Origin of the sequence: Micropruina sp., assembly GCF_047602385.1 — a bacterium.
Lineage (GTDB): Bacteria > Actinomycetota > Actinomycetes > Propionibacteriales > Propionibacteriaceae > Micropruina.
Map to the genome: position 1 here is coordinate 331,374 of NZ_JASGHL010000002.1, position 18,565 is coordinate 349,938.

At 69.9% G+C, this 18,565-nt stretch carries 22 protein-coding genes, 1 tRNA gene and 1 pseudogene; 12 read left to right on the plus strand and 12 right to left on the minus strand.

Annotation, left to right across the window (positions count from 1 at the left end):
* Positions 1-76: 76 nt before the first annotated feature.
* Positions 77-694: a GNAT family N-acetyltransferase gene (locus tag QM711_RS06445; RefSeq protein ID WP_415097463.1), complete on the minus strand. Its 618-nt coding sequence runs from the start codon at positions 692-694 to the stop codon at positions 77-79.
* The gene (gene glp, locus QM711_RS06450; RefSeq protein WP_415097465.1) at positions 691-1,986 is read right to left on the minus strand and encodes a gephyrin-like molybdotransferase Glp; all 1,296 of its coding nucleotides are present in this window, start codon (positions 1,984-1,986) and stop codon (positions 691-693) included. The genes QM711_RS06445 and glp overlap by 4 nt, the downstream gene beginning before the upstream one ends.
* Before the next feature lie 18 nt (positions 1,987-2,004).
* Between glp and QM711_RS06455 the strand changes: the two genes are divergently transcribed.
* The 4 genes from QM711_RS06455 to mscL all read left to right on the plus strand — a co-directional run bounded on the left by QM711_RS06455 (position 2,005) and on the right by mscL (position 4,245).
* Positions 2,005-2,631 carry a 5-formyltetrahydrofolate cyclo-ligase gene (locus QM711_RS06455; protein WP_415097467.1) on the plus strand — a complete coding sequence of 209 codons (627 nt, stop codon included), beginning with the start codon at positions 2,005-2,007 and terminating at the stop codon, positions 2,629-2,631.
* A gap of 55 nt (positions 2,632-2,686) precedes the next feature.
* Positions 2,687-3,016, plus strand: a complete 330-nt coding sequence (locus tag QM711_RS06460) for an FmdB family zinc ribbon protein (protein WP_415097469.1) — start codon at positions 2,687-2,689, stop codon at positions 3,014-3,016.
* A 68-nt stretch (positions 3,017-3,084) separates the two neighbouring features.
* Entirely contained in the window at positions 3,085-3,702 is a 618-nt protein-coding gene (locus tag QM711_RS06465) for an RcpC/CpaB family pilus assembly protein (RefSeq protein WP_415097471.1), read from the plus strand.
* A 156-nt stretch (positions 3,703-3,858) separates the two neighbouring features.
* Entirely contained in the window at positions 3,859-4,245 is a 387-nt protein-coding gene (gene mscL, locus QM711_RS06470; protein WP_415098621.1) for a large conductance mechanosensitive channel protein MscL, read from the plus strand.
* A 158-nt stretch (positions 4,246-4,403) separates the two neighbouring features.
* Here mscL and QM711_RS06475 read toward each other — a convergent pair whose 3' ends face one another.
* Positions 4,404-4,754, minus strand: coding sequence for a hypothetical protein (locus QM711_RS06475; protein ID WP_415097472.1), 351 nt, complete (start codon positions 4,752-4,754; stop codon positions 4,404-4,406).
* Positions 4,751-6,124, minus strand: coding sequence for a UTP--glucose-1-phosphate uridylyltransferase (locus QM711_RS06480; RefSeq protein ID WP_415097474.1), 1,374 nt, complete (start codon positions 6,122-6,124; stop codon positions 4,751-4,753). Before QM711_RS06480 ends, QM711_RS06475 begins: the two co-directional genes overlap by 4 nt.
* Before the next feature lie 305 nt (positions 6,125-6,429).
* Between QM711_RS06480 and QM711_RS06485 the strand changes: the two genes are divergently transcribed.
* Positions 6,430-6,505 (plus strand) — tRNA-Arg (locus tag QM711_RS06485).
* Positions 6,506-6,611: 106 nt separating this feature from the next.
* Here the strand turns inward: QM711_RS06485 and trxA are convergent.
* Positions 6,612-6,987, minus strand: a pseudogene (gene trxA / locus QM711_RS06490) (thioredoxin).
* 78 nt (positions 6,988-7,065) lie between these two features.
* Positions 7,066-7,761: a metal-dependent transcriptional regulator gene (locus QM711_RS06495; RefSeq protein ID WP_415097476.1), complete on the minus strand. Its 696-nt coding sequence runs from the start codon at positions 7,759-7,761 to the stop codon at positions 7,066-7,068.
* An 80-nt stretch (positions 7,762-7,841) separates the two neighbouring features.
* Here QM711_RS06495 and QM711_RS06500 point away from each other — a divergent pair, with 80 nt between their 5' ends.
* Complete coding sequence (locus tag QM711_RS06500; RefSeq protein WP_415097478.1) at positions 7,842-8,513, plus strand: acVLRF1 family peptidyl-tRNA hydrolase; 672 nt, start codon at positions 7,842-7,844, stop codon at positions 8,511-8,513.
* Between the two features lie 118 nt (positions 8,514-8,631).
* Here the strand turns inward: QM711_RS06500 and QM711_RS06505 are convergent, their stop codons facing one another.
* Positions 8,632-8,949, minus strand: coding sequence for a hypothetical protein (locus QM711_RS06505; RefSeq protein WP_415097480.1), 318 nt, complete (start codon positions 8,947-8,949; stop codon positions 8,632-8,634).
* A gap of 218 nt (positions 8,950-9,167) precedes the next feature.
* Here QM711_RS06505 and QM711_RS06510 point away from each other — a divergent pair, with 218 nt between their 5' ends.
* Complete coding sequence (locus QM711_RS06510; RefSeq protein ID WP_415097482.1) at positions 9,168-9,821, plus strand: hypothetical protein; 654 nt, start codon at positions 9,168-9,170, stop codon at positions 9,819-9,821.
* A 93-nt stretch (positions 9,822-9,914) separates the two neighbouring features.
* Here the strand turns inward: QM711_RS06510 and QM711_RS06515 are convergent, their stop codons facing one another.
* Entirely contained in the window at positions 9,915-11,429 is a 1,515-nt protein-coding gene (locus QM711_RS06515; protein WP_415097484.1) for an NCS2 family permease, read from the minus strand.
* A gap of 78 nt (positions 11,430-11,507) precedes the next feature.
* On the opposite strand from QM711_RS06515, the gene QM711_RS06520 reads away from it, so the two are divergent.
* Positions 11,508-11,759, plus strand: a complete 252-nt coding sequence (locus QM711_RS06520) for a DUF2530 domain-containing protein (RefSeq protein ID WP_415097486.1) — start codon at positions 11,508-11,510, stop codon at positions 11,757-11,759.
* Positions 11,760-11,793: 34 nt separating this feature from the next.
* Here QM711_RS06520 and QM711_RS06525 read toward each other — a convergent pair whose 3' ends face one another.
* The 3 genes from QM711_RS06525 to QM711_RS06535 form a co-directional block, all read right to left on the minus strand.
* Positions 11,794-13,080 carry a citrate synthase gene (locus tag QM711_RS06525; protein WP_415097488.1) on the minus strand — a complete coding sequence of 429 codons (1,287 nt, stop codon included), beginning with the start codon at positions 13,078-13,080 and terminating at the stop codon, positions 11,794-11,796.
* A gap of 99 nt (positions 13,081-13,179) precedes the next feature.
* Positions 13,180-13,947 carry a DUF3027 domain-containing protein gene (locus QM711_RS06530; protein WP_415097490.1) on the minus strand — a complete coding sequence of 256 codons (768 nt, stop codon included), beginning with the start codon at positions 13,945-13,947 and terminating at the stop codon, positions 13,180-13,182.
* Positions 13,948-13,949: 2 nt separating this feature from the next.
* On the minus strand, positions 13,950-14,336 hold the full coding sequence (locus QM711_RS06535; protein ID WP_415097492.1) for a cold-shock protein: 387 nt from the start codon (positions 14,334-14,336) through the stop codon (positions 13,950-13,952).
* Positions 14,337-14,474: 138 nt separating this feature from the next.
* On the opposite strand from QM711_RS06535, the gene QM711_RS06540 reads away from it, so the two are divergent.
* From QM711_RS06540 to QM711_RS06555, 4 genes are read left to right on the plus strand one after another with little or no spacing between them, the layout of a single operon-like run.
* A complete protein-coding gene (locus QM711_RS06540) occupies positions 14,475-15,341 on the plus strand; it encodes a hypothetical protein (protein ID WP_415097494.1) in 867 nt (288 codons plus the stop codon).
* A gap of 15 nt (positions 15,342-15,356) precedes the next feature.
* The gene (locus QM711_RS06545; RefSeq protein WP_415097496.1) at positions 15,357-16,217 is read left to right on the plus strand and encodes a hypothetical protein; all 861 of its coding nucleotides are present in this window, start codon (positions 15,357-15,359) and stop codon (positions 16,215-16,217) included.
* The gene (locus QM711_RS06550) at positions 16,214-16,852 is read left to right on the plus strand and encodes an NUDIX hydrolase (RefSeq protein ID WP_415097498.1); all 639 of its coding nucleotides are present in this window, start codon (positions 16,214-16,216) and stop codon (positions 16,850-16,852) included. The genes QM711_RS06545 and QM711_RS06550 overlap by 4 nt, the downstream gene beginning before the upstream one ends.
* Complete coding sequence (locus QM711_RS06555; protein WP_415097500.1) at positions 16,849-17,736, plus strand: cation diffusion facilitator family transporter; 888 nt, start codon at positions 16,849-16,851, stop codon at positions 17,734-17,736. The genes QM711_RS06550 and QM711_RS06555 overlap by 4 nt, the downstream gene beginning before the upstream one ends.
* A 75-nt stretch (positions 17,737-17,811) precedes the next feature.
* On the opposite strand, the gene QM711_RS06560 is transcribed toward QM711_RS06555, so the two are convergent.
* Entirely contained in the window at positions 17,812-18,519 is a 708-nt protein-coding gene (locus QM711_RS06560) for a copper homeostasis protein CutC (RefSeq protein ID WP_415098623.1), read from the minus strand.
* Positions 18,520-18,565: the final 46 nt, after the last annotated feature.

Consider the following 18,565-nt stretch of genomic DNA (forward strand, 5'->3'; position numbering starts at 1 on the left):
CACGCTACGGGGCCGCGTCGGCGTGTCGCCGGACCGGCCGCGGAGTGTCGGCCGATCAGCTGCGATCAGGCTCTGATCAGGGCTGATCCTCGAGTCGGGCCAGCAGCCCCGGCCCCACCTCCTCGACGTGCAACGCGAACATGGCGTGGTCGCGCCAGTCGCCGTCGACATGCATGTAGCGCTGCCGGACGCCCTCGTAGCGGAAGCCCAGCTTCTCCACCACCCGAAGGCTGCGGGCGTTCTCGGGCCGGATCGCGACCTCCATCCGATGCAGCCGCAACGTGAAGAAGCAGTAGTCGGACGCCAGCGCGAGCGCCACCGGAATGATTCCCCGACCGGCCCAGCGCTGGTCCACCCAGTAGCCGGCCTGAGCCCAGCCGGCCGAGCCGTGGGTGATCCCCGAGATGGTGAGTTGGCCGGCCAGGACGCCGCGACGCTCGCCCGGCCCGCGGTAGTCCACCGCGAAGGGCAGCATGCCGCCATGGCGGGCCCGCCGGTTGAACTGCCGGACCATGCCGGCGAAGGTCAGCGGGGGCTCGGGCGAGTCGTGCGGGCGGGTCGAGTCCCACGGCCCCGTCCAGGACGCGTTTCGCCGGCGGATCTCGTCCCAGGCGCCCCGGTCGGTCAATCGCCACGGCCGCAGAGTCACCGGCCCGTGGCTCAGCACCACGGGCCAGGACGCGACGGCGCTCATGTCCGTGGCGCTGTCAGCATCCACACCTCGACGTCGGAGTTCGCCGGCACCAGGTGCGTGCCGGGCGGCAGCACGATCAGGGCGTCGGCCCGCGCCACGTCGTTGGCCAGGTCTGCCCCGCGGACGCCGGTCGGCTCGACGCCGCGTTCGCTCACCACCGCCGGGATCAGTTCGGTGGCGCCGCGCCTGCCGTGCAACGCCACCCGGGCCGGCAGCACCTGGCTGTGCGGAAGCTCCTCGGGCTCTCCTTGAAGCCGGTGCAGGACCGGCCGGACGAACGCGTGATAGCCGACGAACGCGGCCGAGACTCCGCCCGGCAGCGCGACGATCGGCGTCCGCTCAGCGCCGACGACGGCGAACCCCTGCGTCTCGCCGGGGTGGATGCTCACCTGGCGCACCGTGGTCTCCCCCAGCCCCTCGAGCACCTTCGGCAGGGCACCGTCGAGGCCGCCGATCACCACCACCAGGTCCGCCCTGATCAGTTGGTCGGTGAGGGCTTCGGTGATCGCCGCGGCCTGATCGGCGAAGGTGCCCGCGGCGTACACCCTGGCGCCGTCCGCCCTTGCCGCAGCCGCGATCAAGGCGGTCGTGGCGTCGTAGCGATGCGCCCGGGAGGCCAGCGGCAGCCCGGGCGGCACCAGGTCGGAGCCGATGGTCAGCACAGCCACCCGGGGCGGCTGCCGAATGAGCACCTTGTCCAGCCCGATCTCGGCCAGCAGGCCGATCGCGCCGGCGTCCAACAGCCGGCCGCGCTCCAGCAGCCGGGTGCCGTCGGCGATGTCGGAACCGGCGAGCCGCAGGTGCTGGCCCGGGGCCACCGCCGTCCGGACGTTCACCTCCAACTCGCCACCGTCGGTCTGACCAGCCGGCACCACGGCGTCGGCGCCCTCAGGAATCGGCGCCCCGGCCGAGACCCGCACCGCGGTGCCCTCGGTCAGCGGAGCGCCTCGGTAGACCGGTGAGTCCAGGGTGTCCAGCACCGGCAGCTGCACCGGGTCGGACGACGTGGCCGAGGCCACCTCGGACGCCCGTACCGCATACCCGTCCACCGCCGCGCTGGTGAAGGTGGGCAGGTCGATGTCGGCGACGATGTCCTCGCACAGCCGGCGCCCGAAGGCGTCCAGGACTCCGATGCCGATCGGCGGCAACGGCTCCACGACCGCGAGCAGCGCGGTCCGGTAGTCGGCCATCCCAAGCGGCTCGAGCGGTGCCGGCACCGACTCCGGAGGCACCGCCTCGACGATGTCCTCGGCCTGGGTCTCGACCCGCTTCGTCCGTCCGAAAGGCGCCATGGCTCTTACCATAGGTCAATGCCTCCGACCGTCTCGTCGAACCCTCCGGGCGATGCCGAGACCGTTTCCGTCCGAGCCGCGAAGGAGGCGCTGCGCGACCGGATTCGCACCGCACGTGCCGTAGCCGAACCGCCCGCGACCGGTGCCGAGCGCACCGCTCGCGCGCTGCGGGTCTGCGCCGGGCACCCGGTCATCGCGCTCTACGCCTCCGCTCCCGGCGAGCCCGATACCTGGTCGCTGGTCCGCCAGCTGGACGCCGCCGGTCACCGGCTGCTGCTGCCGCTGCTCGGCCGCCGTCCCGACGGCACCGTGCGGCGCGAGCCCGACTGGGCGGAGTTCGCCGGTGTCGATCGGATGCGCCGCGGATTCGCCGGAATCCTCGAACCGACCGGTCCGGGCCTCGGCGCCGAAGCGCTGGCCCGGGCCTCGCTGGTGTGGTGCGCCGGCCTGGCCGCGACTCCGTCCGGCGACCGGCTCGGCACCGGTGGCGGCTGGTACGACCGCGCGCTGGCGTTCGCGGACCCCGGCGCGGTGCTCGCGGTGCTGCTGCGGGACGCCGAGGTGCTCGACGCCGTTCCGGTGGAGCCGTTCGATCGACGGATCGGCCTGATCGTCACCGAGCAGCGCACGCTGGCCGTCCACTAGACTGCCTGCGGTTCCATGCCCGCGGTCCGTCCGCCCTCGTCCCTGGAAGTTGCCGATGCCCACCTATCAATACCGTTGCCAGGACTGCTCGTCGCAGCTCGAGGTCGTGCAGAAATTCACCGACGACCCGCTGACCCGTTGCCCCACCTGCGACGGCGCGCTGCGCAAGGTCTACAGCGCGGTGGGGGTGGTCTTCAAGGGCTCAGGCTTCTACGCCACCGACAGCCGCGCCGCCAAGAAGAAGTCCGGCGGCGGCTCCGGCAGCGTCGGCGAGAACAAGTCCGGTGCCGAGAGCAAGCCGGCGGCCGAAGCGAGCAAGCCGAGCAGCGACAGCACGCCGGCCACGTCGGCCGGGACGACCAAGAGCGGCGCACCCGCCGCCTGAGACTCGCAGTCGCAGGAAGTCCTGAACGATTTTGAACACTTTCCGCGCGACGGGCATCTACTGAGGGCGTGAAAGCTCTCCGAACCAGGCTACGACGGCTCACCCGTCGCTATCGGCGACTGTCGGCCGCCGTCCTGGCCGGCTTGGCGGTCTGGGCAGCGTTGAGTGTGCTCCGGCCCCCCGGCCCGCCGACGTCAACCGTGCTGGTCACCCAGCGGGCCCTCGTCGGTGGCGTGACCGTTGCGGCGTCCGATGTCGCCGAGCGGCAGTTGCCGCTGTCGGCTCTCCCTGCCGACTATCTGCGAACCGCAGACCAGGCGGTGGGGCGGCCGCTCACCGTGTCGCTGCCGGCCGGGGCGGTGCTGCTACCTACGTCGGTGGTGACCAGGGATGCGCTGGCGGCACCCGGGTCCGCCGTGCTGCCGGTCACGCTCACCGCAACAGCCGCCGGGCTGATCGAGGTCGGCGATCGGGTCGACCTGCTGGGCACCGATTCTGAGGCCGAGACCGGTCTGCTCGCGTCGGCGGTTCGGGTGGTTGCGGTGCTCGACGGCTCGAAGAGCTCCTCGCCGCTGTCCCCGGTGCAGGGTTCCGGGCCGGTGGTGCTGGTCGAACTCAGGCCGGCGGCGTTGCCGCGGGTCGCGGCGGCCGCCGCCCGCGGACCCCTGGGGTTCGGCCTCCGGTGACGCCGCACCCTGGCACGTCGGCCGGCCGGTCCCTGCGACAGTCCAGCACCGAGGACGCCCCGACGCTTACGGCCCACTTCGCTACATTCGCCGGAGCACGGCTCGTCACTTGCCCCTGACCCTCAGGGCGGCCGTGATCTGAAGGGATTGACCATGATCAAGGGTTTCAAAGACTTTCTCATGCGGGGCAACCTGATCGACATCGCGGTTGCCTTCGTCATCGGCGGTGCGTTCGCCACCGTCACCACCGCGTTCACCAAGATCGTCGTCGAGTTGCTGGCAATGCTCGGCGGCGCACCGAACTTCGATGAGTGGAAGCCGTTCGGCATGCAGTCCGTCGGCCCGTTCCTGACCGCCCTGGTGGCGTTCCTGATCATGGCGTTCGTGGTCTACTTCGGCATCGTGGTGCCTTACGAACGCCTCAAGAAGCTCACCGAGAAGCCGACCGAAACCGAGCCTGGCGCTCCGACCACCGAAGAACTGCTCGCCGAGATCCGCGATCTGCTGAAGGACGCCGGATCGGGCAGCGTCGACCGGACCTAGTCCCGCGCAGGCCCGGTGGCATCGCCACTGGGCCGGAGCTCGTCGAAACCCCTGGTCAGCGTCATGCCGTCCAGGGGTTTCGTCGAACTCGCCCAGGCGCTGGTCCCGGGGTATACGCGATTCAAGACCGCTCGACCAGCCGGGCGCCGAAGCGATCGTCAGTGGCCATGGTGCGGCGGCACCTCGCTCAGCAGCCGGCGCTCGTCGGCGGTCAGCGCCCGGGCGCGTGCGGGAGCTGCCGACCGGCCGAACACGCCGAGGTCGCGCTGCACCTGCTGCAGGACGGCGAACAGCCGGGCGCTGCCGACCAGTCGCCGCAGCTCCTCCGGTACCGGGTGCGGCCAGACCTCACCCGAGGCCCGGGCATTCTGCGCATGAGCCAGGATCCGCTCCGGCGACCATCCCGACGCCGCCAAGCCGGCCAGCGGATCGGCTGCCGAGACGTCGACGGTGCCGGGCTCCCCGGTGAGTGCCAGCCCGACAGCCTGCGCCAGCGCCTGGTCGGTCACGACAGGTCGTCGACTCCGGCGACGGCCGGTCGCCCGAGATCCGGATAGGCCGCCTGCCCGTGAATCGCGACCGGCCGGTCGAACGTCCAGTCGCCTTCGACCACTAGGGATCGAGCCTCACGCAGCGACGGGGCCACTGCCACCCGCCGCTGGAAGTCGTCCACCAGCTTGTAGTAGCGGCCGTCCAAGTCGATCCGGGGCAGGTCGTCGACGGTCTGGGTGAGCCGGCCGTCCCCGCCCAGATCGAAGACATCGGAACGCAGCAGCAGCAACTCGTTGGTGGTCTTCACCGGCTGGAACCGCGTCCGCGGGACGGCGATCGCGGTAGCGCCCTGGAAAACCTCGATCGCGGCACCCATGGCCGTCTCCAGTTGCACCACCTTGGGCGACGTGCCGTCCGAGGGATCGACCGTCTTCAGGTTGTAGATCAGCGGCAGGCCGAGCACCGCTCCGCGATGCTCGAGGGTGCCCTTCAGCTGTTCCAGGTCGATCCACAGATTGTTGGTGTGGAAGTAGGGATGCCGGTGCTCGTCGGTGAAGAAGTGCATCTCATCGTCAGCGGTTTGCGCGGTGTCCCGCAGGATCAGCCGTTTGTCACTGTTCCGGATCGCCAGGTGGCCGCCCTTGCGGTCGTTGACCGTGCGGGGGCAGATCTCCGCGGCGTACGGAGCCCCGGTACCGGCGAACCAGCCAGCCAGGTGGGCATCGGGGCCGGCGCCCAGGTTGTCGCCGTTGGAGATGCTCGCGTACTTCATGCCGGCCACCAGCAGGGCGTCCAGGACACCTGAGCCGACCAGCGCGGTGTAGACATCACCGTGGCCGGGCGGACACCACTCCAGCGCCGGGTCGGCCGGCCACTCCACCGGCTGCAGCGAATCCACGGTGAGTTTGGGCTCAGCGTTCTGCAGGAAGTCCAGCGGCAAGCCGGCCACGGCCAATTCCGGGTAGCGCTCCAGATGCGCCAGCGTGTCCTGCCTGGTCCGGAAGGAGTTCATGAACAGCAGCGGCAGCGGCGCGTCGTAGGCCTTCCGGCTCGCCAGCACCTGCCGCACGATCAGGTCAAGGAAACTGAGACCCTCGCGAACCGGCAACAGCGTCTTCGCCCGGTCGAGGCCCATCGAGGTCCCCAGGCCACCGTTGAGCTTGATGATCACGGTCCGGCCGATAGCCTCGCGCTCGGACGCGGGGTCGACCTCAATCGCATCCAGTTGCGGCGGATCGGTCAGCGGGCTGATGCTGTCCTCGGCGATCATTCCGCTTGCTCCCGCACTGGCCTGGCGGTAGTAGTGGGAGAAGACCTCCACGGCCGGTTCATTGGCGCCGGCGGCCCGCATCTTCGCGACGGCCGCAGCAAGTCCGTTGTCGCTCATGGCCTGAAGTCTAGGGAAAGCGGACGCGGAGAGGCGCCTGCGGACATGACGAGAGCGACGCCTATCGAAGGGCCAAAGCCGTCTACCCACCCCCAGGAGACATCAACGAGCTGGCGTCGCTCTCTGGAGAAGACTTTATACGATACGTCAGCCAAATGCACGTCCGAATGATCATCTTTTTGCTGGTTGACAACATTTCAACGATCAGCGGTCGGGTGACGCGGACGGCCCACCCTCTGCCCGCCGCGGCCCTCGTAGGCGCTCCATCACGGCTAGCTCTATGCTGGGGTGAGCCCATCGCGTCCGGCCCCATAGCTCAGGGGATAGAGCAGAGGTTTCCTAAACCTTGTGTCGCAAGTTCGAATCTTGCTGGGGCCGCCAGGGCAACGAGAAGGTCCCTGCCCGGGGGGATGGGGCAGGGACCTCTCATAAGTATAGGCGCATTAAAACCGATCTGTCACCCGCGCGGGTGACACGGCGTGTCGGTTCAGGACTCGCTGGAGTCTGCAGCGGTAGCTGCTTGCTCCTTCAACTTCTCGATGTCGAGACCCTTGACGGCGTCAACCAGGTTCTCGAACTGCGGTCCGCTCAGCGCACCCGCCTCGCGGTACACCAGATAGCCGCCACGAAACGCCATCAACGTCGGGATCGACTGGATGCCCAGGCCGCCGGCGAGGGCGCGCTCCTCTTCGGTGTCGATCTTGCCGAACACCACGTCGGGATGCTTCTCGGAGACCTTGTCGAAGACCGGGGCGAAGCGCTTACAAGGGCCGCACCAGTCCGCCCAGAAGTCGACGATCACCGTCTCCGTTCTCCTGGATCGCGTCGGCGAAGGTCTGCTGATCAAGTGCGCGGGTAGCCATGCATCTGTCCTCTCGTGGTTTCACCGGCTCCAACACCGGCCGCTCGCCGGGTATTCCGACCCGGCCGCCGCGCCCCGCTCAGCCCAGGCTGGCGACGAAGAGATGATCGGCCACCATGCCGGCGAACCGGCCGGATTCGCGCCCGTCGGCCTTGAGCACCAGCGCGCCGCCGTCCATCGTCGCCGAGACCACGACCTCCGGAAACACTCCGGCCGCATCGAACATGGTCAGCAACTGCTGGTCGGTCTGTAGATACTCGCTGAACCGGCGCACCGTGACCTCCACCGTGCCCCGGTGCGCGAGCACCTCCGACAACGGCACCGCGCCGTCCAGAAAGGCCTCCGGCGCGGGCGCTGCACCCAGTTCGGCCAGGGCCGGAATCGGATTGCCGTACGGCGACTCGACCGGCTCGTGCAGCAGTTGGACCAGCCTGCGCTCCACGTCGGTGGAAATCACGTGCTCCCACCGGCAAGCCTCTTCGTGCGCGTGCACCCAGTCGAGCCCGATCACATCGATCAGCAGCCGCTCGGCGAGCCGGTGCCGCCGCATCACCCGGGTCGCCAGTTTGAGCCCGGCCGGGCTCAGCCGCAACTGCCGGTCGGCGTCCACGGTCAACAGTCCGTCACGCTCCATCCGGGCGACGGTCTGAGAGACGGTCGGCCCGCTCTGCTTCAGTCGCTCGGCGATCCGGGCGCGCAGTGGGGGGACGCCCTCCTCGCCGAGTTCGTAGATCGTCCGGAGATACATCTCCGTCGTGTCAATGAGATCGCTCACCGGCTACCTCCGTTTCCGCTGCCAGACTAGGCCATATTCACCGGTAGTGAGGGTACCCGGAAACACTACGCTTGCCAGTCATGACCGAGTTGCACCGGGTCCGGGTGGATCCCGGACGGCTCGAGCGCTGGCTCGCCGGATTCGCCCTGCGCCACCCCGAACCCACGGTCACCCTCAGCGCCGACAGCGTCGAACTCGCCAGCCCGGACGGCGCCCGCGCCTGGGTACGTTCACCATGGGGTGCCCCGCCGCCGGGCGAACTGCTGGCTGGGCTGGTCGCCCAGGCCACCCGTCCGCGCCGGATCGGAGCCCTGCTCGTCCGGCGCAACTCCCACGCGGTAGGCATCTTCGACGGCGCCGAGCTGGTCCGGCATCGCGTCGGACGCCACTACGTCCAGGGCAAGACAAAGGCCGGCGGCTGGTCGCAGCAGCGCTACGCCCGGCGCCGCGGCAACCAGGCCACCCGGGCGTTCGACCGCGCCGCCGCGGACGCTGCCGAGATCCTCGTACCCGTCGCCGACACGCTGGACGCCGTGCTGCTCGGCGGCGACACCCAAGCCGTCCGGACTGTGCTCGCCGACCTCGCGCTGGCTGACCTGCAGCCGGTGCTCAACCGGCACCAGTTGCAACTGCTGCCGGTCGCGGACCCGAATCTCCAGGTGCTGCGCGACGCCCTGCCGCGGGTTCTTTCGGTCACGATCGAGCTCAACCCCGAGGCCCGCGGCGCTGGTTGGGGACGTGCTGATCAATAGCCGTTCCGAGCGAGGACGTGCCCGGCAAGATGAGCGACGACGTCCGGATCTGTGGCGTATCGGGTCATCCGGCACAGGTCTCGACAAGGTCGACCTGCGATGATCAGCGCTTCGTTAGCTAGCGCTTGCGCAACGCCACGACAAGGCCGGCAAGCAGCGCCACCGCCGCCGCCGCACCGACCGCGACCCACGTCCCGGTCTGCACCGGCATGGGATTGGTGCCGTCGTCGTCGGGATCGTCGGAGGGGTCGTCATTGGCCTCGGACGGATTCGGTGACGCCGTCGGTGAGGCCTGCGGGCTGGCTGTGACGGTGGTGGCGCGAGGCAGCGGCACCGCCTGCCCTGTCGCCGGCACGCTCAGTCCCAGGCCTAGCCCCAGCACCAGGAAAGCCGCTGCGGCCGCAAGCAATCGAGGAACCATCGTTCGCCTCGGCATCGGACTCCCTTCCACGGACGCGACGGACAGCCTAGACGATGGTTCGCGAACCCGGACGCAGGCTCGGGCGTGGCTCCGGTGTGCTCAGGCGATGAGGGCTCCGAGCAGCGCGAGCAACACCAGAGCGATCAGCACACCGGTGACGATCACACGCCTGGTTCGGGGATTCACCAGGCAAATCTATGTCGCCGCCCGGGGTGACGGGTACGTTGTGGGCCATGGGCGAGTTGCGGCTCTACGCGATCGGAGTGGACGAGGTCCGCGACCTGTTCTGCGCCCCCCCGCCACTGGCCGCCGAATTCCGCCAACTGGTGGCGAAGGAGTTCCCGGTCGAGACCACGCCGAAGGCGCCCGGCATGCTCGGCAAGCTCGGCCCGTTGTTCCGTAAGCCGCCCGGCGCGGTCCTGCTGCGGCCCGACACCCCGCTGGAGTCAGACGTGGCCGACCTGCTCGCGGGCCGGTTCATCGCGCCCGAGCGGCAGGGCATCGCCTGGCGACTGGTCGAGGCCTATCTCGCGGCGACCGCGTGGAGCCGGCACTGCATCGAACTCGATGTGACCAGATTCAACGATCTCGAGTTCGATCTGGCCCGGGCGGGCCTCGACCCGCGATTCGGGCTGGGCAAGCTGGTCAACCGCGAACTCGGCGTCCCGCTGCAGACCTACCGCGGCCTGTCCACCGGTTACACCCCGCACAGCAGCGCGCTCGAGAGCGCCGCGGCCTGGCGCAATGCGCTACCGCTGCTGTCGCCGCCCAACCGGGCGATCGCCGAGCCGTACGCCGCCTGGCTTGCCCAGTTCCATCACTACGCCCAGGCGGCGCCGGCGAAGGGACGGCCCGCGCCCGACCTGATCGTCATCTACCGGGCCTAGAGAAGCGCTGACCATCGCTGGTCGAGCTTGGCGAGACCCTCTGGCGACGGGTTTCGACAGCTCAACCAGCAGGACCCGCATTGATCAGCTTCCCTAGCCGAGCAGGCCGATGATCGCACCCTGCGCGAAGTAGATCACGAACAGCCCAGCCACCAGGTACATCAACGGATGCACCGACCGGGCCTTGCCCTTGCTGAGCTTGATCACCGTGTAGCTGATGAATCCGGCGCCGATGCCCGCGGTGATCGAGTAGGTGAACGGCATCAGGGCCATGGTCAGGAACGCCGGGATGCCGTCCTCGGGGTCGTCCCAGTCGACCTGGGTGACCTGCGACATCATCAGGAAGCCGACGAAGAACAAGGCCGGCGCCGCCGCCTCCGAGGGAACCATGTTGACCAGTGGCGCCAGGAACAGGCTGAGCAGGAAAGCCAAGCCGGTGACCACCGAGGCCAGGCCGGTCCGGGCACCCTCGCCGACGCCGGCCGCCGACTCGATGTAGGACGTGTTCGACGACACCGACCCGACCCCGCCGGCCATCGCCGCGATCGAGTCGACCAGCAGGATCTGCTGGGTGCGCGGCGGGTTGCCGGACTCGTCCAGCAGGTCGCCTTCGGCACCCACCGCGACCACAGTGCCCATGGTGTCGAAGAAGTCGGCGAGCAGCAGCGAGAAGACGATCAGCACCAGCCCGAGTCCGGCCCCGAACCCGCCGGCCGCGGCGAAACCGCCGAACAGGTCAACCTTCCCGATCAGGCTGAGATCGGGTGCGGTGAAGGTGGTGAACTTCGGCACGTTGAGCATCCAGCCGGTGGGATTGTCGGTCGCGCTGTGGGCGCCGAGCCGGGCCACCGCCTCGACGATCACTGCGAGTACCGTCCCGGAGAGGATGGCGATCAGCATGGCGCCCTTCACCCGGCGGACGAAGAGCAGCACCAGGATGCCCAAGGTGATCAGGAAGATCCCGATCGGCCAGCCCTGCAGCGAGCCGCCGATACCCAGCTCGACCGGGGTCCCGGCCGCCTTGCGCACCACCCCGGCGTCCACCAGGCCGATGAAGGCGATGAACAGGCCGATGCCTACAGAGATGCCGGTCCGCAGTGACCGTGGCACTGCTCGGAACACCGCCTGCCGGAAGCCGGTCAGCACCAGGATGGTGATGATCACCCCTTCCCAGACGACCAGGCCCATCGCCTGGGCCCAGGTCATCCGCGGCGCCAGCACATAGGCCAGCACTGCGTTCAGCCCCAGGCCGGTGGCCAGACCGATCGGAAACCGTCCGTAGACCCCCATCAGGATCGTCATCAGGCCGGCGATCAAAGCGGTAGCGGCGGCCACCATCGCAATCGAGGTGGCGACGTTCACGCCGATCACTTGACCGGCGGCGTCCAGTTTCGGCAACCCGGAGAGCAACAATCCGTTCACATCGGTGGCGGTGCCGATGATCAGCGGATTCAGCGCCAGGATGTAGGCCATCGTGAAGAAGGTGACCAGTCCGCCGCGCACTTCCCGGGCGATGGTGGAACCACGCTTGGTGATCTCGAAGAACGCATCCAGCCCGGACGGCGTCCGGGTGCCGGTCGAGGCCGGCGGCGAGGAACTGTTGACCATGCAGAGAACCTACGGTCGCTGCCCGGGCCGAGTTCGGGAGTCTCACCAGGACGGACGGCGGCGTCCTACAGTTGAGACGTGAGTCACGACCACGAGCCCCACCTGCCCACCCTGCAGGCTCCGGTGAAGGCCCTCGACCCCCACGGCGTCCAGATCGTCGGCCTCGGCACCATCGTCTTCGCGATCGGCGCGCTGGCCTGCTGGTGGCAGCTGCCGGCGCTGGTCGCGATCGACAAGGGCTGGTGGCTGTCGACCGCAGCGGTCGGCACCGGCATCGGGATTCTCGCCCTGGCCGTGCTGCTGATCCTGCGCCGACGCCGGCTGCGCTGAGTGCCCGGATCCCGCCAGGCTCGACCAGCGACGATCAGCGTTCGCCGCGCGGCGTCCAGTCCTGGCCGACCGGGCCCGTGTAGATCTGCCGGGGACGGTAGATCCGGCCCTTGGGGTCGTCGTTGAGTTCCTTCCAGTTGGCGATCCAACCCGGCATCCGGCCGATCGCGAACATCACGGTGAACATCTCCAGCGGAATGCCGATGGCCCGCAGCAGGATGCCGGAGTAGAAGTCGACGTTGGGGTAGAGCCGGCGCTGAATGAAGTAGTCGTCCTCGAGCGCCGCCGCCTCGAGCTCACGGGCGATGTCGAGCAGCGGATCGGTCTTCTCCTGCTGGGCCAGCACGTCGTCGACGGCCTTCTTCAGGATCCTGCTGCGCGGATCGAAGTTCTTGTAGACCCGGTGCCCGAAGCCCATCAGCTTGACCCCGGCGTCCTTGTTCTTCACCTTGGTGACGAACTCGGAGACGGGCATTCCCGAGTCGCGGATCTGCTCGAGCATCTGCACCGCCGCGACATTCGCGCCACCGTGCAGGGGTCCCCACAGAGCGCACACGCCGGCGGCGACGCTGGCGAACAGATTCGCCTTCGAGGACGCCACCATTCGCACCGTCGAGGTGGAGCAGTTCTGCTCGTGGTCGGCGTGCAGCATCAGGAACAGGTTCAGTGCCGCGGCGACCTCGGGGGTCGGCTCGTAGTTCCGGTACGGCACCGAGAACATCATGTGCAGGAAGTTCTCGGCGTACTTGAGGTCGTAGCGCGGGTACACCAGCGGCTCGCCGACGGACGCCTTGTAGGCCGCCGCCGCGATGGTGCGGACCTTGGACATCAGCACCGCCGCGGCTCGCTCCATGCCGGCGTCGTCGTCGATCTGGATGACGCCGTGGTCATGGGCGCTGAGGGTGTTGATCATCGCCGACAGGATCGCCATCGGCGGCGCGGTCTGCGGGAACGCGTGGAAGTGCTTGCGCATCACTTCGTCGATCATCGCCGAATCGCCCAGCAGAGCCGAGAACCGGTCCCGCTCCTCAACGGTGGGCAACGAGCCGAAGATCACCAGCCAGGCGGTCTCGACGAAGGAGGACTTGCCGGCCAGGTTCTCGATCGGGATGCCGCGATAGCGCAGGATGCCTGCGTCGCCGTCGATATAGGTGATCGCCGAGCGGCAGGATCCGGTATTTCCATATCCGTCGTCGAGGGTGATGTAGCCGGTACTGGCGCGCAACTTGGAGATGTCGATTGCGCGTTCGCCCTCGGTTCCCACGAAGGTGTCGAGTTCGTAGACGTTTCCGTCGATCTCGAGTCGAGCAGTTTCGGACATGTGATGCTCCTTCGCCTCAAGGGTGCCGCTGGCACACGATAACCGGAATCGCCCTTCGGCCGTCGAGGGCACGGTGCACAGCAGACCGGTGCCCGGATCCTAGAAGATGCTGGATTCGATGGTCAGGGTGTCCCAAGCCGGGGCCGGCAGCTGCTCGCCACGGCTCGGTTCGACGGTGTCGGAGTGCGCCCCACAACCGTGGTCTCGGCTGACCACCTGGCCGTCGCTGGGGGTGTACTCGTTCGCGCAGACGCCGAACACCCGGCCCAGCGATCCGGTCAATGCCACGAAGTAGGCGCAGGTCTCGCACACCCCGGACGCCTGGGCGGTCATCGGATTGTCCGGGCCGCCGTCGCCGGCCAGCCAGCGCTCGGCTGCGTCGTCGCGGCCTTCCGGCGACAGCACCCGCTCGCGTCCCAGGCCGAGTTCGGCGACCACCGCCCGGGTGGCCGACCACTCCGCCGGCTCCATATCGGGCGGCATGTCGGCGGCGGTGAAACCCGGCTCGACCCGGGGGTCGTTGTCGGGGGTGGGCATGATCACCCCCGGGGACAGGTCCCCGGCACCGATCCGCTCGGACCAGGGCAGCCAGGCCGGCGCGAGCAGGGCGTCGGCACCGGGGAGCAGGGTCACCTCGCTGACCGTCACCGCCCTGGCCCGGGACGCCCGGGCGACGGTGACCTGCCAGGACCAGCCGGGGTAGCCGGGATGGGGACACTCGAACAGATGCGTGACGACCCGCGTCCCTTCGGCGAGGGCACCGCGGTGCTCGCCCACCCCCATCACGCCCGCCCGCTGGACGGCAGCCGTCCGCGCCAGTTCGACCGCGTCCAGACAGGCGCGATCCAGGGTCTCGGCCGCCGGCACGCTCAGAGCTCCAGCTCGTCGGCGACGGCGCGCAGCACCGATGCCAGCTTGCCCGCCGCCTTGGGATCGGGATGCCGGCCGCGGCGGTAACCGTTGCCGATCCCGTCGAGCATCTTGATCAGGTCCTCCACGATCACCGCCATCGCGTCCGCCGACTTGCGGGACGCCTTCGACAGCGAGGGCGGCGCCTCGAGCAACTGCACACTCAGCGCCTGCTCGCCGCGCTTGCCGTCGACGATGCCGAACTCGACCTTCTGACCACGCTTCAGGCTGGTCACTCCGGCGGGCAGCGCTGACGACCGGACGTACACATCGTCGCCACCGGTGTCCTTGGCGAGGAAGCCGAAGCCCTTCTCCGCGTCGTAGTAGCGAACCTTGCCTGTTGGCATGACCTTCTCCTGTTCAAACCGAATGCGGATACGCCGAATGGACGGCGCCGTGAACCGCGGCCATCAGCCTATCGAACCGCTCCTTCCGCGGCATCCGGACCGCGGTGCGAGCGTGCGCCGGTGACTATCATGAGCCGCATGGCGAACTGGACGGACGGCCCCGAGTACGCGCCGCTCGACCGCCCGGACGCCTTCCAGGCCCCGGCGGCGGAGCCGCTGGAAGCGCCGCCGGCGGTTCCGGACCCGGCCGCCGGTGCTCCCATCGCGCAGCCTTGGTGGCAGCCGCCGCAGGTCCCGGTGGTTCCGTTGGAGGCGCTGGTGCCGGCCGCCGGCCTGCCGCCCCGGGACCCCCGGCTGGAGTTCAGCACGGTCAGTTCGAAGATCACCACCGGGTCGGTCTGGGGTCCGGCGCGCGCGGCCGATGGTGCCGCCGGTGTGCCCACCTGGACGCCGGACCAACCGCTGGGCAACCCGGCCGCCGCCCGTCCCGGCCACGACGCGTCGTCCGCAGGGGCCGTCCCGGCACCGGCCCAAGGTCCGCCGCCGGCGGCGCTCAACTTCCCGCCACCCCAGCAGGCCGCGCCGTCCTTTCCGCAGCCGGGCACTCCGGACTGGTTCGCTCCCCCGCCGCAGGCCCGCTGGCAGCCGCCGAACCAGACGGTGTCGGTGGCCCAGATGTGGCGCGGCGCGACACCGGGGGCGATCATCCCGCTCCTGGTCGGTGCGCTGCTCAGCCCGCTGTCGGTGATGATGATCGTGCTGTCCGGGTTCCTGGCCAGCCGCGTCCAGTACCGCCCGGGCCAGGTCCGCCGCAGCTATCTGTGGGTGGGCGGACTGCTCGCGCTGATCGCCGCGTTCAGCCTGCTCAACAACGATTTCGACCTGTCCACCGCGTGGGACGTCGTGGCCGGCTGGGCTCAGCTGGCCTGCTGGATCCTGCCGGTCGTCGTCATGCTTCAGGTGGGCGCCGGCATCCGCGCCAACGAGCGGCCGCAACGGCCCTAGTGGATTGGCACAGAGATGAGTTCATCCTCCGGCCTGGGCCGGCCCGGACCCGGTCAGCCCGAGTTCGACCGTCCCTCCGACGAGTCCCGGACGGCGAACGTGCCGCCGGCCCGGTTCGGTTCCCCCGCCGGCGGTCCGTTCCCGCCCGGCGCGCCCGCCCCAGTCGGATCTCCCGGCCCCGCCAGATCCCCCGGCCCGGCCGGCCCTCCGGCGCCGTGGGGACCGCCCGGCTCAGGCACGCCGGGGGCCTGGAGTCCGCCCCCAGGCAGTCAGCCGCCGCGGCGCACCGGCGTCCGGGCCGCGTTGATCGTCGGGACCGTGGTGGTGGCCGTCGCCCTCGGCCTGCTGGCCTGGCAGTTGCTGCCCGCCACCCCGGCGCCGGTCTCGACGCCGACGGCCCAGCCGGCCAGCCCCGCGCCGATCCCGGCCACCGCGCCACCGAGCGTGCAGCGGACGCCGGCCAGCCCTGAGCCGACCACGAGCTCGCAGGTCACCGGCGGCAGCATCGGCCAGCAGATCCACTACCGCACCCGGGGCGGCGATGCCCGCGTCGTGGTCACCCGGGCGAGCTGGGTGGACAACGGCATCCTCGCGCCCGACGAGGGCCTGATGTACCTGGTGGTGGACGTCCGCTTCGAGGGGGTCTCCGGCACCGTCACGTCCGGGCCGTTCTTCACCGCCGTCCGCGAGCCGGGCGGCAACCGGGAGCTGATGAGTGTCGGCGCCGCCCTGGACAACCAGCTCACGATGAAGACCCTGACCGCCGGGCAGGACAACACCGGCCAGGTCGCGTTCGAGGTGGCCCGCGGCCCGGTGACCTTCGAGGTGCTCGACGAACTGCTGGAACCGGTGGCCCGGGTGGAGATTCCCGGGTGACGAGCCAACCGTTCCGGGAACGCCACTACGTTGCGGTGCCGCCCGAGGCCCGGCCGGTGCGTAGCCGTCGCGCCGTGCGGGTCATCGTCACCGATGGCAGCCACGTCCTGATGCTCCGGGACAGCGATCCCGGGGTGCCGGGGGTGCACTGGTGGATCACCCCGGGCGGCGGCGTCGACCCCGGTGAGCAACCGCGGCAGACCGCCGTCCGCGAGCTCGCCGAGGAGACCGGTCTGCGGGTCGCGCCGGACGCCCTGCGCGGCCCGCTGATGCAGCGGTTCGTCGTCCACGGCTACAGCGACCAGGTGCTCGGCCAGTCCGAGCTGTTCTACCTGCTGCGGGTGGCCGAGCCGTTCGACCTGGACACCTCCGGTTTCACCGACGACGAGAAGCTCACCATCGGCGGCTGGGACTGGCTGCCGCTGGCTGGGCTGGTCGGCTGGGCCGAACCGGTCTGGCCGGTGACCATCGCGCGCTTGGTCGCCCTCGACGACCACCCCGAACGGTGGCCGGCCGACGACGGCGTCGTCGAGGAATCCACCGTGGAAGCCGCCGAACTCGGGCGGCGGGTCGCCCTAGACTGGGCGGGCTCGCCGGACGACTGGGCCGGCCTCCCCGATCCCGAGGGACGATGACCGCACCCGCAGCACCCGCCGACCATCGGTACCTGGAACGTTTCCTCTGGCTCTCGCTGGCCACCGCCGTGGTCACGGTCGCGTTGAAAGCGGTCGCCGCGGTCGTCACCAACTCGGTCGGCCTGTGGTCGGACGCGCTGGAGTCGACGGTCAACCTGCTCGCCGCCGGGGTCGCGCTGTGGGCGATGCGACTGTCGGCGAAGCCCGCTGACCACAACCATGATTTCGGTCACGGCAAGGCCGAATACCTGTCCGCGGCGGTGGAGGGAACGCTCATCGTGGTGGCCGCGGCGGCGATCATCGTCGGAGCCGTGAACCGCTTCGTCAACCCCGTTCCGCTGGAGAGCGTCGGAATGGGTGTGGTGCTGGCGGCGCTCGCGTCCGTTGGCAACCTGGTCACCGGGCTGATCCTGATCCGGGCCGGACGCCGGCACCGTTCGATCACTCTGGAGGCCGACGGCAAGCACCTGATGACCGACGTCTGGACGTCGGTCGGCGTGCTGGCCGGGATCGGCGTGGTGGCCGCCACCCATCTGGTCTGGCTCGACCCGCTGATCGCGCTCGGCGTCGGGATCAACATCGTGTTCACCGGCGTCGGGCTGGTGCGCCGCTCGGTGGTCGGGCTGCTGGACGCCACCCTGCCGCCGGACGAGGTGGCGATCATCGAGCAGGCGCTGGTGCCGCTCACCGACGACCCCCGGGTACACCTCACCGACCTGCGCACCCGCGAATCCGGACGGCAGCGTTTCGTCCAGGCGACGCTCACCGTCCCTGGGGAATGGACTGTGCGCCGCAGCCACGATCTGGCCGATCAGGTCGAGGACGAGGTCGGCCGGGTGCTGCCCGGGACCGTCACCTTCGTCCATCTGGAGCCCGCCGACTAGGCGTTTCGCCGGCCGGGCTGGTCGCTGGTCGAGCTTGTCGAGACCCCCGTCCTGACCGATTTCGGCAGAGCTCAATCAGCGGTGGCCCGCGGCATGCCCGATCTCGGTGTCGATCAGCTTGCGCCAGGAGCGGACCAGGTCGGCGTCCACGTAGGCCTTCAGCGAGCCCTGCGGACGGGCCGGCGTGCCGATGTGGAAGGCCCGCACTCCGGCTCGGGTCAGCCACGGGACGTGATCGGGATGCAGCCCGCCGCCAGCCATGATCACCCCCGCCTGCCAGGGGTCGGACGCCCGCTGCAGCACGTCGTCCAGGCCGTGGCCGAGTCCGCGCGGTGATCCGGCGGTGAGCACCTGGTCGAGCCGCGGCAGCCGCCGCAGGAGCGCCCAGCCCCGGTCCGGGTACAAGCAGGAGTCGATCGCCCGGTGGAAGGTCCACGGCCAATCGCCATCGGCGATCAGCTCGGAGACCACCTGGGCGTCCACCTCGCCGAGGCCGTTGAGGAAGCCGAGCACCATGCCGTCCGCGCCGGCGTCCGCGTAGCTGGCCATCAGGCCCTTGAGCCGGGTGGCCTCGCCGCCGTCGGTGCCGAAACCGGTCCGCAGCCGGACCATCACCCGCAGCTGCACCGATGTCGCTGCCCGCACCTTCTCGACCAGCGCCGGCTCCGGGGAGAAACCGCCGTCGTCCAGGGTGCCGCACAGCTCGATCCGGTCGGCGCCGCCCGCCTCCGCACGCTCGGCGTCCGGCGCGTGGAGGGCGATCACTTCGAGCAGCCCGCTCATGAGCCCCATCATGGACGCCACCGGCCCGGCCGGATCCGCGGACACG